Source organism: Isoptericola nanjingensis (genome assembly GCF_050311635.1).
In the GTDB taxonomy this organism is placed as follows: domain Bacteria; phylum Actinomycetota; class Actinomycetes; order Actinomycetales; family Cellulomonadaceae; genus Isoptericola; species Isoptericola nanjingensis.
This window is the reverse complement of sequence record NZ_JBNOZL010000005.1, coordinates 143,494-158,108: the sequence shown is the minus strand read 5'-3', so window position 1 is coordinate 158,108 and position 14,615 is coordinate 143,494. Positions and strand designations below refer to the sequence as shown.

At 74.4% G+C, this 14,615-nt stretch carries 14 protein-coding genes and 1 tRNA gene; 7 read left to right on the top strand and 8 right to left on the bottom strand.

Annotation, left to right across the window (positions count from 1 at the left end):
* Window positions 1–2 precede the first annotated feature (2 nt).
* The gene (metG, locus tag ACQP6G_RS11340) at window positions 3–1,787 is read right to left on the bottom strand and encodes a methionine--tRNA ligase (protein ID WP_429764425.1); all 1,785 of its coding nucleotides are present in this window, start codon (window positions 1,785–1,787) and stop codon (window positions 3–5) included.
* A 68-nt stretch (window positions 1,788–1,855) separates the two neighbouring features.
* Window positions 1,856–3,139 (bottom strand): PQQ-dependent sugar dehydrogenase, encoded by a 1,284-nt coding sequence (locus tag ACQP6G_RS11335; RefSeq protein ID WP_429764424.1) that lies wholly within the window; start codon window positions 3,137–3,139, stop codon window positions 1,856–1,858.
* Window positions 3,140–3,265: 126 nt separating this feature from the next.
* Here ACQP6G_RS11335 and ACQP6G_RS11330 point away from each other — a divergent pair, with 126 nt between their 5' ends.
* Entirely contained in the window at window positions 3,266–3,451 is a 186-nt protein-coding gene (locus ACQP6G_RS11330; protein WP_429764423.1) for a hypothetical protein, read from the top strand.
* 31 nt (window positions 3,452–3,482) lie between these two features.
* Here ACQP6G_RS11330 and ACQP6G_RS11325 read toward each other — a convergent pair whose 3' ends face one another.
* Window positions 3,483–4,589, bottom strand: a complete 1,107-nt coding sequence (locus tag ACQP6G_RS11325; protein WP_429764422.1) for an enolase C-terminal domain-like protein — start codon at window positions 4,587–4,589, stop codon at window positions 3,483–3,485.
* A gap of 207 nt (window positions 4,590–4,796) precedes the next feature.
* Between ACQP6G_RS11325 and ACQP6G_RS11320 the strand changes: the two genes are divergently transcribed.
* Both ACQP6G_RS11320 and ACQP6G_RS11315 read left to right on the top strand, forming a co-directional pair.
* The gene (locus ACQP6G_RS11320; RefSeq protein ID WP_429764421.1) at window positions 4,797–5,015 is read left to right on the top strand and encodes a hypothetical protein; all 219 of its coding nucleotides are present in this window, start codon (window positions 4,797–4,799) and stop codon (window positions 5,013–5,015) included.
* 29 nt (window positions 5,016–5,044) lie between these two features.
* Window positions 5,045–5,638 (top strand): isochorismatase family protein, encoded by a 594-nt coding sequence (locus ACQP6G_RS11315; RefSeq protein ID WP_429764420.1) that lies wholly within the window; start codon window positions 5,045–5,047, stop codon window positions 5,636–5,638.
* 75 nt (window positions 5,639–5,713) lie between these two features.
* Here ACQP6G_RS11315 and rsmI read toward each other — a convergent pair whose 3' ends face one another.
* Entirely contained in the window at window positions 5,714–6,619 is a 906-nt protein-coding gene (rsmI, locus tag ACQP6G_RS11310) for a 16S rRNA (cytidine(1402)-2'-O)-methyltransferase (RefSeq protein WP_429764419.1), read from the bottom strand.
* 35 nt (window positions 6,620–6,654) lie between these two features.
* Between rsmI and ACQP6G_RS11305 the strand changes: the two genes are divergently transcribed.
* Window positions 6,655–8,460 carry a dolichyl-phosphate-mannose--protein mannosyltransferase gene (locus ACQP6G_RS11305; protein WP_429764418.1) on the top strand — a complete coding sequence of 602 codons (1,806 nt, stop codon included), beginning with the start codon at window positions 6,655–6,657 and terminating at the stop codon, window positions 8,458–8,460.
* A 72-nt stretch (window positions 8,461–8,532) separates the two neighbouring features.
* On the opposite strand, the gene ACQP6G_RS11300 is transcribed toward ACQP6G_RS11305, so the two are convergent.
* The 3 genes from ACQP6G_RS11300 to ACQP6G_RS11290 all read right to left on the bottom strand — a co-directional run bounded on the left by ACQP6G_RS11300 (window position 8,533) and on the right by ACQP6G_RS11290 (window position 12,358).
* Window positions 8,533–9,990: a family 20 glycosylhydrolase gene (locus ACQP6G_RS11300; protein WP_429764417.1), complete on the bottom strand. Its 1,458-nt coding sequence runs from the start codon at window positions 9,988–9,990 to the stop codon at window positions 8,533–8,535.
* 142 nt (window positions 9,991–10,132) lie between these two features.
* On the bottom strand, window positions 10,133–11,803 hold the full coding sequence (locus ACQP6G_RS11295) for a hypothetical protein (RefSeq protein ID WP_429764416.1): 1,671 nt from the start codon (window positions 11,801–11,803) through the stop codon (window positions 10,133–10,135).
* A 102-nt stretch (window positions 11,804–11,905) separates the two neighbouring features.
* Window positions 11,906–12,358, bottom strand: coding sequence for a MarR family winged helix-turn-helix transcriptional regulator (locus tag ACQP6G_RS11290; protein WP_429764415.1), 453 nt, complete (start codon window positions 12,356–12,358; stop codon window positions 11,906–11,908).
* An 88-nt stretch (window positions 12,359–12,446) separates the two neighbouring features.
* On the opposite strand from ACQP6G_RS11290, the gene ACQP6G_RS11285 reads away from it, so the two are divergent.
* The 3 genes from ACQP6G_RS11285 (at window position 12,447) to ACQP6G_RS11275 (ending at window position 14,397) form a co-directional block, all read left to right on the top strand.
* Window positions 12,447–13,109, top strand: coding sequence for a hypothetical protein (locus ACQP6G_RS11285; RefSeq protein WP_429764414.1), 663 nt, complete (start codon window positions 12,447–12,449; stop codon window positions 13,107–13,109).
* 36 nt (window positions 13,110–13,145) lie between these two features.
* Window positions 13,146–13,688, top strand: a complete 543-nt coding sequence (locus ACQP6G_RS11280) for a sugar O-acetyltransferase (RefSeq protein ID WP_429764413.1) — start codon at window positions 13,146–13,148, stop codon at window positions 13,686–13,688.
* 67 nt (window positions 13,689–13,755) lie between these two features.
* Complete coding sequence (locus ACQP6G_RS11275) at window positions 13,756–14,397, top strand: hypothetical protein (RefSeq protein ID WP_429764412.1); 642 nt, start codon at window positions 13,756–13,758, stop codon at window positions 14,395–14,397.
* A 73-nt stretch (window positions 14,398–14,470) separates the two neighbouring features.
* Here ACQP6G_RS11275 and ACQP6G_RS11270 read toward each other — a convergent pair.
* Window positions 14,471–14,526 (bottom strand) — tRNA-OTHER (locus tag ACQP6G_RS11270).
* Window positions 14,527–14,615: the final 89 nt, after the last annotated feature.

The following is a 14,615-nucleotide window of genomic DNA, read 5'->3' as shown; positions in this document are numbered from 1 at the left end:
CCTCAGGCCTTCTCGCGCAGCCGCTCGAGCTCCTCCTCGACGATCGAGTCGTCGAGCTTGGTGAACACGGGCGTGGGCTTCGCGATCTCGGTGCCCGGGGTCACGGGTCGCGACTCCCAGGAGGGGAAGTCGTAGTCGCCCGTGATGACCGGGTACTGCCGGGAGTCGTCGTCGAGGTCGGTGACCTCGTCGATGCGCGGCTGGGGCGCGAACGTGCCGGTGCCGCCCATGGTCTCGTGCACCTGCTGCGCCGAGTGCGGCAGGAACGGGCTGAGCAGCGTGTTGCAGTCGCTCACGGCCTGCGTGACCGTGTGCAGCACGGTCGCGAGCCGGTCCGGGTCCGTCTTGAGCTTCCAGGGCTCCGTCTCGGAGACGTACCGGTTGACGTCGCCGACGACGCGCATCGCCTCCGCGATCGCCGCGCGCTGCCGGTTGGACCCGATGAGCCCGCCGACCGTGCCGAACGCCTCGGACGTCGCCTTGAGGACGCCGCGGTCGACGTCGGCCAGCTCGCCCGGCGTCGGGACCTGCCCGAAGTTCTTGTGCACCATGCTCGCGGTGCGGTTCACGAGGTTGCCCCAGCCCGCCACGAGCTCGTCGTTGGTGCGGCGCAGGAAGCTGTCCCACGTGAAGTCGACGTCCTGGCTCTCCGGGCCGGCCGCCGCCACGTAGTAACGGAACGCGTCCGGCTGGTAGCGCGCCAGCATGTCGCGCACGTAGATGACCACGCCGCGCGAGCTCGAGAACTTCTGCCCCTCGACGTTGAGGAACTCGGAGCTGACCACCTCGGTCGGCAGCTGCAGCGTCCCGTACGGGCCCGGCGCGCCGCCGCGCGAGCCCTTCCCGTCGTAGGCCAGCAGCTCGGCCGGCCAGATCTGGGAGTGGAACGTGATGTTGTCCTTGCCCATGAAGTAGAAGGAGCGGGCGGTCTCCTCGTTCCAGAACGCGCGCCACGCCTCCGGGTCGCCCGTGCGCCGCGCCCACTCGATCGACGCCGAGAGGTACCCGATGACGGCGTCGAACCACACGTACAGCCGCTTGGTCGGGTTCTCCTCCCAGCCCTCGAGCGGCACCGGGATGCCCCAGTCGATGTCGCGCGTCATGGCGCGCGGCCGGATGTCGTCGAGCAGGTTGAGGCTGAAGTTCAGCACGTTCGGGCGCCAGCCGGTGCGGGTGCGCAGCCAGTCGCCCAGCGCGTCCGCGAGCGCCGGCAGGTCGAGGAAGAAGTGGTTCGACTCGACGAACTTGGGCGTCTCGCCGTTGATGCGGCTGCGCGGGTTGATCAGGTCGATCGGGTCGAGCTGGTTGCCGCAGTTGTCGCACTGGTCGCCGCGCGCGCCGTCGTACCCGCAGATGGGGCACGTGCCCTCGATGAACCGGTCGGGCAGCGTGCGGCCGGTGGACGGGGAGATCGCGCCCATCGTGGTCTTCTCGACCATGTAGCCGTTCTTGTGCACCGTGCGGAACATCTCCTGCACGACGGCGTAGTGGTTGCGCGTCGTCGTGCGGGTGAACAGGTCGTAGGACAGCCCGAGCGACGTGAGGTCCTCGACGATGACCCGGTTGTAGCGGTCCGCGAGCTGCTGCGGCGTCACGCCCTCCTGCTCCGCCTGCACGAGGATCGGCGTCCCGTGCTCGTCCGTGCCGGAGACCATCAGCACGTCGTGACCCGCCATCCGCATGTGCCGGCTGAAGACGTCGGAGGGAACGCCGAAGCCGGCGACGTGGCCGATGTGCCGCGGGCCGTTGGCGTAGGGCCACGCCACGGCCGAGAGGATGTGGGTCATGCGGGCGATTCTAAGGGCCCGGACGACGACGCGTCCGAGCGGTCCGCGGCCCGGCCCGGCCCGCCGCGTCAGCCGAACGTGACCCGGACCAGGCGGTCGTCGCCGTCGCGCGGCGAGCCGCGGCCGTCGGTGTTGTTGGTCAGCACCCACAGGCCGTCCGCGTCGCCGCCGCCCGGCTCGACGGGGGCGACGTTGCGCAGCCGGCCCAGCTCGCCCGCGAGCAGCGCCTGCGGCTCACCGAGCGGCCGGACGCTCCCGTCCGCGTCCACGGCGTCCTTGCTCGGGCCCGGCCCTGCCCCGTCGCCGCCCTCGTCCGCGCCGGACGCGGTGCCGCCGAAGGGCACCCGCCACAGCCGCTCCCCCCGCAGCCCGGCGAGGTACACGGCGTCGTCGGTCACCGCCAGGCCGGACGGCGACGCGTCGGACGTGGGCCACCACGCGACCGGGGCGACGGTGCCGTCGCCCGCCTGGGGCTGCCCCTCGAGGCCCGGCCCCTCGACGTCGGGCCAGCCGTAGTCGCCGCCCGGCTCGATCTCGTTGAGCTCGTCCCACGTGTTCTGCCCGAACTCGCTCGCGAACATCCGCCCCGACGCGTCCCAGGCGAGGCCCTGCACGTTGCGGTGGCCGAAGGTCCAGACCGGCGAGCCGGCGTCGGGGTTGCCGGGCGCCGGGTCACCGTCGGTCGTGACGCGCAGGATCTTGCCGGCGAGCGACGCCCGGTCCTGCGAGGCCTCCCCGTCCCCCGCGTCGCCGGTGCCGACGTAGAGGAACCCGTCGGGGCCGAAGGCCAGGCCGCCGCCGTCGTGGTGGCCGGCGCGCGGGATGCCGTCGAGGACGGTCGTGAGCCCGCCGAGCACCGTCCCGTCCAGCGCGCCGCGCAGCACGGCGTTGTCGTCGGCGCCGGTGCGGTAGACGAACACGTCGCCCGAGCCCGGGTCGCGCGCGACGCCGAGCAGCCCGCCCTCGCCGTCGGGGGTGGTCTGCGCGGCGAGCGCGTCCGCGCCGGGACCGGTGACGTCCGTCGTCGTGCCGGCGTCGGGGTCGACGACCACGAGCCGCGCCTCGTCGCGCAGGCTGATCAGCAGCGCGCCGCCCGGCAGCGGGGCGAGGCCCCACGGCACGTCGAGGCCTTCGACGACCGTCTCGACCGAGACCTCGGGCGTGGAGGTCGCCGTGGGTCTCGCCGAGGCGTCGGGCGCAGGAGAGGCGTCGGCCGGGCCGAGCGACGTCGACGTCCTCGACACCTGGGGCGGGCCGTCGTCGCCCACGGAGCCGCACCCGGTGAGCGTCAGGAGCGCGACGACGGTCGCCGCGCCCCAGCGGGCGGTAGAGGTCCGCTGCCGTGAGTCCATGGCCCCATCCTCCCGCCCAGTGCCGTCGCGTGTCGGTCGACCCGTGGTCGACCATCGGTCGAAGTTCTGGCACCCTGAGGTCAAGGCAGCACCAAGCCCGGAGAGACGCCGAGCCCGGAGGTCGTGATGAGCATCGTCAGCACCGTGTCGAGCTGGTTCCGCAGCACGGAGCGCGAGGCGGAGGCCGAACGCCCCCGCGACCTCGCACACCTCCCGGTCGCGCCCGACGGCGCCCTCGACGCCCGACCGAAGTCCGGGACGATGTGCGTCGAGCCGCTGCGCCCCTCGGGCACCACCTTCTTCCCCTACTGACCTTCCTCTGCTGAGACCGTCCGGGCGGGCCTTAGCGGGCCGGGCGCAGGTGGGCGTCGGAGGGCAGGGGCAGGCCGAAGCCGGGAGAGTCGTCGAGGTGCAGCACGCCGTCGCGCGGCAGCAGCAGGGCCGCGTCGACCCCCGCCACGCGGCCCGGCACGCCCTCGACGACCTCGACGTTGCCGAGCCCGGCGGCGAGGTGCGCGGCGTACCGCGTCTTGAGGGGGCGGCCCCAGGCGTGCGGGGAGGCCTCCACGCCCGTGCCCGCCAGGTGCGGCATGAGCTCCCGCCATGCGGTGAGGCCGAACGACATCACGTCCATGAGCAGCACGTCGATCGCGCCGCTCGTCGCCACCGGCAGCAGGGCGTCGACGTCGGGGCTGGTCTCGCCCTCGGCGATGCGCGTGGCCGGCGAGCGGTCGTCGAGCCAGGACCGCAGGGCCTTGAGGTCGCCCGGGTCGTCGAGGAACGGCTCCTCGACCCAGAACAGGTCGGCGTCCGCGACGGCGTCGAGGTAGGAGAGGAAGCCCTCCAGGTCGTAGCCGTCGTTGGCGTCGACGAGGATCCGCGCGTCGGGGAACGCCTCGCGGACGGCGCGCGTGACGGCGACGTCGCGCGCGTCCCCCGCGGCCCGGTCCATCCAGCGGTTCCCACGGCCGATCTTCAGCTTGAAGTCGCGGAACCCGAGGGCCGCGTCGGCCCGGCACTCGTCGAGCAGCACGTCGACCCCGCGCGGCGACTCCTGCGGGTCGAGGTCGTCGAAGTAGATGGCGCCGTCGTAGACCGCGACGTCGGTGCTTCCGCGCCCTCCGAGCAGGGCGTGGACGGGAGCGTCGTGCACGACGCCGAGCAGGTCGTGCAGGGCGATGTCCAGCCAGCGGTCGGTGGGGTCGAGCACGCCCACCGCGGGGTCCGCCAGCTCGGAGAGCCTCCGGCCCTCGACCCGAGCGACGTCGCCCGGCGGGCCCTCCACCAGGCCCCAGCCGGTGCGCCCGTCGTCGGTGACGAGCACCGCGACGTCGGAGTCGGGTCCGTCGCCGTGGCTGCCGAGCCGGGCGTTGCGCCCGACGGTGCGGGGGTAACGCGTCTCGAGGCGGGCGAGGCGGACGGAGGCGATGCGGGGGTCGGCGGAGGTCATGGGTCCCTTCACGGGGTCGGGAGCGGTGCGGGCGACGTCGGCGCGGCACGCTCGCGGCCGCCGCGCCCACCATGATGGCCGGGAAGCCCAGGGCGTACGCACCGCGCGGCGCCCGCCGCCCCGGGCGACCGTCGTCGACACCTGGCCGGATCTCGACCTATTCTTGACGAACTGTTTTCGGGATGCGGTTCCGACGAAGGAGTCGTCATGAGGATCAGCGCAAGGCTCAGGTCCACGTTCCACCGCCGCGAGAAGCTGCCGCCGCTCCCGCCTGCCGAGCGACGCCCGCCGTCCTGGGCGGCGGACCCACGGCTCGAGCCCGACAGGATGGACATGCGCAACCGCCGCTCCGCGGACGCGTTCGGCATGGGATACATGGACGGCGGTGGATTCTTCGACGGCGGTGGGGGCGGCGACGGGCCCTGAGCCTCCGCGCGCCGTGGCAGGCTGGCGACATGAGTGACGCCGCGCACGCCCCTGTCCGTGCCCTGATCGTCGTCGACGTCCAGCCCACGTTCTGCGAGGGCGGCGAGCTCGCCGTCGACGGCGGCAACCGGGTCGCGGAGGACGTCGCGGCCTACGCCGCCGCGCACCGCGACCGGTACGAGATCGTCGTGACCACGCAGGACTGGCACATCGACCCCGGCGAGCACTTCAGCGACCACCCCGACTACGTCGACTCCTGGCCCCCGCACGGCATCGCCGGCACGCCGAACGCCGAGCTGCACCCCGCGCTCGCCGACCTCGGCCCCGACGTGTCCGTCAAGAAGGGCCAGTACGCCCACGGCTACTCCGGCTTCGAGGGCACCGACGCCGACGGGCGCACGCTGGAGCAGGCCCTGCGCGACGCCCGCGTCGAGGCGGTCGACGTCGTCGGCCTCGTCGAGTCGCACTGCGTGAAGCGCACCGCCCTCGACGCGGTCGGCCTGGGCCTCGCGACGCGCGTGCTGACCGACCTCACGATCCCCGTCAGCCCCGAGCAGGGGGAACAGGCCCGCGTCGAGCTCGCCGCCGCCGGCGTCGAGCTCGCCGACTCCGCCGCGAGATAGAGAACCAACCCCGCGAGATAGAGAGGCCCTCTCTATCTCGCGCTCGGGGTTCTCTATCTCGAGGTGGGGGGTTCTCTATCTCGCGGCGAGGGCGGCGGCGTACAGGTCGCGCTTGGGCACCCCCGCGGCGGTGGCGACATCGGCGACGGCGGCCTTGAGCCGTTCCCCCGCCCGGACGCGGGCCAGCACCTCGGGCACGAGGTCCTCGACGCTCGGCGCGGCGCCCACGGGCGCGCCACCGACGACGACGCAGATCTCGCCGCGCAGGCCGTCGCCGGCGGCGGCGCGGGCGTCGGCCTCGGCGACGACGTCCGCGAGCGGCCCGCGGAGCACCTCCTCGTACGTCTTGGTCAGCTCGCGGCAGACGGCGGCGGGCCGGTCGGCGCCGAAGGCGTCGGCCATGGCGTGCAGCGTGTCGGTGATCCGGTGCGGCGCCTCGAAGAAGACCATCGTGCGCGGCTCCGCGGCGAGCGCGCCGAGCCACCGCGACCGCTCCCCCGCCTTGCGCGGCACGAACCCCTCGAAGGTGAACCGGTCGGTGGGCAGCCCCGACAGGGCCAGCGCGGTGAGCACCGCCGACGGCCCGGGCGCAGCCGTCACGCGCAGGTCCCGCTCCACGGCGCGGGCCACGACGCGGTAGCCCGGGTCGGACACCGCGGGCATGCCGGCGTCGGACACGACGAGCACGGTGCCGCCGTCCGCGACGACGTCGAGCAGCTCGTCGGCGCGCGCCTCCTCGTTGTGCTCGTGGTACGACGTCACGCGCCCGGCCACGGTCACGCCCAGGCGTGCGGCCAGGGCGTGCAGGCGGCGCGTGTCCTCGGCCGCGACGACGTCGGCCTCCGCGAGCAGCCGCCGCAGCCGCGGCGACGCGTCCTCCGCGTTCCCGATGGGTGTCGCCGCGAGGACGACCGCGCCGGCCTCGGCGCGCGGGGCGGGACGGCGTGCGTCAGCGGGTACGGCGGAAGGCTCGGAGGTCATGGTGACCAGCGTCGCACGGCCCCTACGATGACCCGGTGACCGCCCCTGACGCCGACGCCACCACCACCGGCGATCCCGCGCCCGCGGGCACGCCGACGAACCACGCGCGCCACCGCGCGGCCGACGCCCCCGACGGGGCGCCCGAGGCCGGCGGCGCGCCGGTGCCGCCGTCGCACCAGCCCCCGCCGCCGTTCCCCGGCGTGCCGGCGCCCTCGCCGTCCCCGACGCCCGCCGACGGCGACGGCCGCACGACCCAGGCGAAGCTGCTGGAGCGGCTTCTCGGTGCCCGGCGCATGCGCCTCGACCTCCGCCGTCGCGACCGGTTCTGGGGCTGGGTCGGCACGATCGTCGTCACGCTGCTGGCGGCGGTCGCCCGGCTGTGGCAGCTCGGCCAGCCGCACCAGCTCGTGTTCGACGAGACCTACTACGTCAAGGACGCGTTCACGCTCGGCCGCCTCGGCTTCGAGGCGCAGTGGCCCGACGAGCCGAACCCGGCGTTCGAGGCGGGCGACGTCCTCACCTATCTCGACAAGGCCGCCTACGTCGTCCACCCGCCGATCGGCAAGTGGATGATCTGGCTCGGCATGGAGGCGGGCGGCGGCGCCACCAGCTCGTTCGCGTGGCGGCTCTCCAGCGCGATCGTCGGCATCCTCGCCGTCCTCCTGCTGGTGCGGATCGCCCGGCGGCTGTTCGCGTCGACCACGATGGGGGTGGTCGCGGGCCTGCTGCTCGCCGTCGACGGCGAGGCGATCGTGCACTCCCGCACGGCCCTGCTCGACCAGTTCCTCATGTTCTGGGTGCTGGTCGCGTTCGGCTGCCTGCTGATGGACCGCGAGCAGGCCCGGCGCCGGCTCGCGGGCCGGGTCGCGGAGATCCTCGACGCCGGCGGCACCGTGGCCAGGTACGGCCCCCGCCTCGGCTTCCGCTGGTGGCGCCTCGCCGCGGGCGTCAGCCTCGGCCTGGCGTGCGGCACCAAGTGGTCGGGCCTGTGGTTCGTCGCCGTCTTCGGCATCCTCACCGTGCTGTGGGACCTCGCGGCCCGCCGCGCCGCCGGCGTCGGCCGCTGGTGGGAGGACTCCCTCGTCGTCGACGCCGTGCCCGCCTTCCTCACCATCGTGCCCACCGCGTTCGTCGTCTACCTCGCGTCGTGGTGGTCGTGGTTCGTGAACCAGGGCGCCTACCTGCGCCAGTGGGCGGCCGAGCATCCTGGCGAGGGCGTCACCTGGCTGCCGGACCCGCTGCGCAGCCTGCTCCACTACCACCAGCAGATGTGGGACTTCCACACCGGGCTCTCCTCGGACCACCCGTACGCGTCGCACCCGCTGGGCTGGATCGTGCAGTGGCGGCCCACGTCGTTCTTCTGGGAGAAGGAGTCGCCCGGCCAGGGCTCCTGCCCCGCCGACGCCGCGGAGGCGTGCGCCCGTGCGGTCACGTCGCTCGGCAACCCGCTGCTGTGGCTCCTCGGCGCGATCGCGATCGTCGCGACGATCTGGCTGGGCATCCGGCTGCGCGACTGGCGCGCCCTCGCCGTCCTGAGCGGCACCGCCGCCGGCTGGCTGCCCTGGTTCGCCTACGCGCCGCCGTTCAGCGACCGGACGATCTTCACCTTCTACTCGATCGTCTTCACCCCGTTCGTGGTGCTGACGCTCGTCTATCCGATGGTCGTGGCGCTGGAGCGCACGGAGGGACGACGCCGCGAGCGCTCGCTCGCCGTCGCGGTGATCGTCGCCGTCCTCGTCGTGGTCCTCGCCGTGTCGGCGGTCTTCTACCCGCTGTGGACGGGCATGCAGGTGCCGTACTCGTACTGGCAGAACGTCATGCGGCTGGAGTCCTGGATCTAGCCCCAGGTGTTGTGAGCGGGCGTCTGGCCCTGCTTCGGACCCGAGACAGGGCCAGACGCCCGCTCACAGCGTTCAGGGGGTGGGCCAGTCGACCTGCGGGGTCTGGTGGAAGGCCCAGCCACCGGCGCGCCAGGCGGGCGCCTGGGCGGCGGTGCGGGCGCGGAAGGCCTCCCAGTCCTTGCGCTCGGGCGCGGTCCAGGCCACCTCGGCGACGGCGCCGAGGCGCGGCAGCAGCATGGAGAACAGCTCGTCGCGGGTGGTGATCGTCTCGGTCCAGACGGCGGCCTCGACGCCCTCCACGGAGTCGGCGGGCAGGCCGTCGATGACGGCGGTGGGCTCCCACTCGTAGGAGTCGCGCAGCTCGACGTAGCCCGCCCAGTGCAGGCCGAGCTCGTGCTCGGGCGTGTACTTCATGTCGAGGTAGGCGTGGTTGCCGGGCGACATGATGAACCGCGCGCCGGCGTGCGCCGCCGCGACGAAGCGCGCGAACTCCTCGCCCTTGGGCTCCCAGTACTGCAGCAGCGTGCCGGGCTCGACGGGGCCCCGGGCGCCCTCCTGCCAGAAGATCGGCGTCTTGCCGTGCTCGCGCACGATCCGCGCGGCGAGCTCGACGAACTTCGCGAACTCCTCGACCTCCATCGTGTGCACCTCGTCGCCGCCGACATGCACCCAGTCGCCCCGCGTCATGGCGGCGACGTCGCCGATCACGTCGCGCAGGAACGGCTCGGTGGCCGGGTTGTCGAACCAGAGACGCGAGAAGCCCACCTCGATGCCCTCGTACGGATCGGTGGGCAGGCCGTCCTTGGTGAGCGCCCCGTAGACCTGCGTGGCCGCGTTGATGTGCCCGGGCATGTCGAACTCGGGGACGATCGTCACGAACCGCGCCGCCGCGTACTCCTGCAGCTCGCGGAAGTCGTCGACCGTGAGGAAGCCGGCCGTGCCGCCGCCGACCTGGCTGTCGGACGCCTTCTCCAGCTCGGGGCGCGACGGCGTCTCGATCCGCCAGCCCTGGTCGTCGGTGAGGTGCAGGTGCAGCACCCGCAGCTTGAACGCACCGACCAGGTCGACGACGGCGCGGATGTCCTCGGGGCCGAACCAGTGCCGCACGACGTCGAACGACAGCCCGCGCCAGCCGTACCGCGGCGCGTCGTGCACGACGACGGCGGGCACCTCGCGCGCGCTGCCTGCCGCGGCAGCGGGGACGAGCTGGCGCAGCGTGCGCACCGCGTGCAGCAGGCCGACCGGCTCCGGAGCGGTGGCCTCCACGCCCGCCGTCGTCACGCGCAGCGTGTACCGCTCGGGGCTGGCGGAGCCCTCGGGTCCGGCGGCGTCGTCGAGGCGCAGCACCACCGGCGTGGCACCCTCCGCCGCGGACCCCGCGTCGACGACGCGCACGCCCACCGCCTCGAGCTGTTCGGCCGCGACGACGGCGAGGGCGTCGTCGGGCGCGACGAGGCGGGCGGCGTCCAGGGCGAGCGGGGCGACGTCCTGCCCGTCGACGACGGTGGGCCACGGGATCAGGGACAGCACGATGATCGGTCTCCAGGGGCGCGGGTCGACGGCACCCGGTCGGCGCCGACGGAGGATCGAAACGTTACGTTAGTGATCCTGCCGAATCGATCGAACCCCTGTCAACGACGCCGTCCGGCGGCGCCCGAGAGCACAGCGACGGTCAGGAGGTGGCGATCAGCACCGGCGCCGGGTCGGTCGGGACGACCGCTCCCGCCGCCGGACCCGACCACCCCAGGTGCACGCCGTCGGGCAGGTCGGCGCTCACCTGGTTCCACACCCACTCGCCGGTCGTGGCGCCGCCGGTCAGGTCGGCGAGGACCAGCGTCTCCACCTGGGGCACCGAGCGCAGCAGGGACCGGTCGGGCACCGACTCGGGTCGCGTCTGGTGCACGACCAGCAGCGCCGGCGGAAGCCCCTCCCGCGACACCAGGTCGGCCAGGAACGTGGTCACGTCGTCGAGCTCGTCCGCCGACATCTGGTGGGACGTCGTCGCGGCACCGTCCCCGACCCGGGACTCGGGGTGCAGGGCGACCCCCACCCCGGGCGTCCGCAGCAGCGGCTCGGCCGCGCGCACCTGCTCGACCACCGGCGCCGGGCCGGCCCCGACGTCGAGCAGCACGTACACCCCGGCGTCCCGCGCCGCGTCGACCAGCGGGCGCAGCGCGTCCACGTCCTCCTGCGTCACCCAGTCGCCGTCCTCGCCCGGGGCGCTCGCGGTGGCGCTGACCGGCAGCACCAGCGTCGGCACCACGGGGGCGTCGGCACCGTCGTGCGGCGCGTCGTCGCCCGGCACGGAGGCGGCGGCCGCGGCCCGCGCCCGCGCGACGGCGGATGCGGGCTCGTCCCAGACCGACCCGTCGACCGCGACGTAGCGCGCCGGCAGCAGGTGCTGCGACCCGGTGGGCAGCAGCGCCGCCCGCTCCGCGGCCGCGACGCGCCAGGCGAAGGTCCCGGCATCGCCGAACGACCGCCCCACCCCCACGACGGTGAGCGCCTGCGCGCGGTCCACCGTCTCGACGACGCGCGCGGACGCGAGGTCGCCGCCGGGCACCTCGGTCGTCACGGCCCCCGCCGCGCGCAACGACGCGATCGCGGCCTCCTGACCCTCCTGCGGGTCGACCAGCGCGAGCACCTCGCGCAGCAGGCGGGGCGCCCCCTCCGTCCCCCCCGACGCGGAGGGGGACGCCCCCGGGCCCTCGCCCAGCAGGGAGTCGAGGCTGTCGACGAGATCCTCCAGGTCGTCGTCCTCGAGCGTCGGGCCCGCACCGTCGCCCGCGTCGCCCTCCCCGCCGACGACGTCGGGGCTGACGGTGATCGCCTGGACGCCGGCGGCGTCCGCGACCTGGCGCGCCGCCGCGCCCGGGTCCGCTCCGGCGCCCTCGTCGGCAGCACCCGAGGCGTCGGTGCCGCCTGCGGCACTCGTAGCGGCGCCCTCCGCCCGCGCGTCGCCCGTGACGACGACCGCCGCGCGCGCGCCGAGCCGCTCGAGCTCCTCGGCGACCCCCGTCCCGGCGTCGTCCGCCAGGAGCGCGGGGGCGTGCACGGCCTCCGCCGTGGCAGCGAGGGCCTCCCGCGCTCCCGCGTCGTCCGCGTCCGCGAGGACCACGACCTCCGAGCGCGCGAAGACCGTCTGGCTCGTCGTGAGGGCGAGCTCGGCCGGGTCGGCCGCGTCGAGGAGCACCGTGTGCGTGGACAGGTCGCGCACCGCGACCGCCGGGGCGCCCGTCGACGGGCTCGCCGACTCGCTGGGCGACGAGGCCGCGCAGCCGGTGAGGGCGAGTGCACCGGTCAGGAAGACTGGCAGGACGAATCGGACGTTCCGGAGGGGCACGCCCCTCATCTTTGCGCATCCACCGACCGCTGGTCGACGGCTTCCACGACCTCGTCACATGCGCGCGGCGCGACGCGGCCCGGCCTCGGGCGCCACTGCGGGTCAGGCGTCGGCGAGCAGCGCCATGATCTCCGCGTACTGCCGCCGCTGCGCGGCGGAGAGGGGTGCGAGGAGCGCCTCCTGCACCCCGTCGAGAACCTCGTCGAGCCTCAGGAGCTCGGCGAGGCCGGACGGCGTGACCGACACGATCTTGCGGCGCCGGTTCGCGGGGTCCTCCTCCCGCTCCACGAGGCCGCGCTCCTCGAGCTCCTGGAGGGCGCCGGTGACGTCGCTCCGGTCGATACCCGTGTCCCGACCGAGGTCGGCCTGGCTCTCCGGGCCCCACTGCTCGAGCGCGGCCAGGAGCCGGTAGTGGTAGCCGCGCAGGCCGTCGCCCTGCTCGGCGAACGCGCCGGCGAGCAGCGCCGACGACCGCGCCGCGGCGCGCCCCAGCAGCCACGTCGGCCGGTCCTTCTGCCGGTCGGGCGTGCGGCGGGGAGGGAGGGGCTCGCGCATGCCCCGAGCCTAGCGGGGTGTTGGCGCGACCCACATTCGATGTATGTTGGTCGTGCCAATCTTGGCTTCACCAACAAAGGAGCGGACGATGACCGACAGGACGACGCGGGTCCTCGTGGTGGGCCGCAGCGCGCGGGCCCTCACCGAGACGGTCTCGATGCTGCGGGCCCGCGGCATCGCGGCGAACGCGACCAACCAGTTCGACCGGGTGCTCGAGGACTACGACGCCCGCGACCTCGACCTCGTGCTCTTCGGCGGCCAGGTGCCGCCGCCGCTGCGCGAGCACCTGGAGGCGGAGATGCTCCGTCGCCACCCCGACGTCCAGCTCCGCAGCGGGCTGGGCGGCATGGCGCCGCTGCTCACCGCCCAGGTGGAGGAGCTCGTCGGCGGCCCGGCGCCCGGCGTCGAGCACGACGCCGAGACCCGCGAGCTGCGCGTGACGCTCACCGCACCCGCGCACGTCACGGCGACAGCGCTCTGGACCGTGCCCGTGCCACCCGACCCGGTCCCCCACACCGTCGCGCTCCTCGACACGACCCTGCCGGCCGGACGGCACGCGATCCCGGTGCCGCGCGACGTGCCCGCGCAGGGCACCTTCGCCGCCGTCCGCGTCGACGACCGCACGTCCGTCGTGCGGCTCGGCGCCGCACCGCGACCGGCCGCTCGCGGCACCGCCGGCGGGGCGCTGCCCGCGCCCGCGCCGGTCAGCACGCGGCTCCCCTGGGAGGCGCCCGGGTCCCGGGCGTCGTGAGCAGGGGATGTCGCACGCACCCGGCACCATCGGGGGATGCCGAGCGACCTCCTCCTGCGCATCCACGGCCCCGAGTTCCGGGCGATGTCCGAGCGGGTGCTCCGCGCCACCGAGCTCACCTCCCGCCTCAACGTGCTGCCGTTCGACGACGAGGCGGGCAAGGCGGAGCTCTTCGAGCAGATCCTCGGGCGCGCCCTCCCGCCGAGGACGACGATCTACCCGCCCTTCTACACGGACCACGGCCTCAACCTCGACCTCGCCGACCGGGTGTTCGTCAACCAGAACTGCACCTTCCTCGACTACGCCGGGATCCGGCTGGCCGAGCGCGTCATGGTGGCGCCGCGGGTCACGTTCATCACCGTGGGCCACCCGGTCGACACCGACGACCGGAGGGTGTGGCTCACCGGCGGCCCGATCGACGTCGAGGAGAACGTGTGGATCGGCGCGGGCGCCACCGTCCTGCCGGGCGTCACCATCGGGCGGGACTCGGTGATCGCCGCCGGGTCCGTCGTCGCCGACGACGTGCCCCCGCGCAGCCTCGTCTCCGGCGGCAAGGCGACGGTGCGCCGCAGCTGGTGAGGCCTGGTCAGGGTGAAAAGGGGCCCGACGGTTGAGGCCTTCCGCCGCCCGTTCCTACGCTGCAGAGGTGTCCGCGGCAGGTCGGGACGTCGCCAGCACCTCGCGACGCCGCCTGCGTCGCGAGGCGTGGGGCTTCGCCGTCGGGTCGCTGTGCTTCCTCGTCGGGGCGCTCCCGCCCTACGCCGACGCCGTGGGCGCGGTCGGGGCGGGCGTCACGTTCGTCGTCGGGTCCGTGTTCTTCACCGCGGCGGCGTTCGTCCAGCTGAGCCTCAGCGGCCGCCGCCCGCCGCGCGCGGGCACGCACCCCGCCGACCTGTGGGACTGGTGGGCCGCCGCGGTCCAGCTCGCCGGCACCGTGTGCTTCAACGTGAGCACGGTCGCCGCCCTGGTGGCCGCGGTCGACGACCCGGGGCGGCTCGGGGCGGGCTGGAAGCCCGACGCGTACGGCTCCGTCGCGTTCCTCGTCTCGTCCGCGTTCGCGATCGTCGCGACCCGCGACCGCGGGCACCTGTGGGACCTCGACGCGCGCACCTGGCACGGCACCTGGCTCAACGCCGTCGGCTCCGTGGCGTTCGCCGCCTCCGCCGTCGGGGCGTACGTGGAACCGTCCACGGGCACCTACCTCAGCGCGTGGTGGGACCAGGCAGGGACGCTCGTCGGGGCGCTCTGCTTCCTCGTCGCGGCACTCCTGTCGCGCCGCACGGCCTGACCCGGGACACGTCCGCAGGCGCCCGGGAACGACGAAGGCCGCCGCACCAGGTGCGGCGGCCTTCGGCCTTCGGTGGAGCTAGGGGGATTCGAACCCCCGACCTTCTCCAGGAGGCTCGGCCCCAACTCCGGCCGATCGAGGCGCGCTTGAAACTGTTCTCTTCATGATGCGCGGAGCCGCAGAAACGCTGAAATCTCGCGGATCGCGTAGCCCGATTC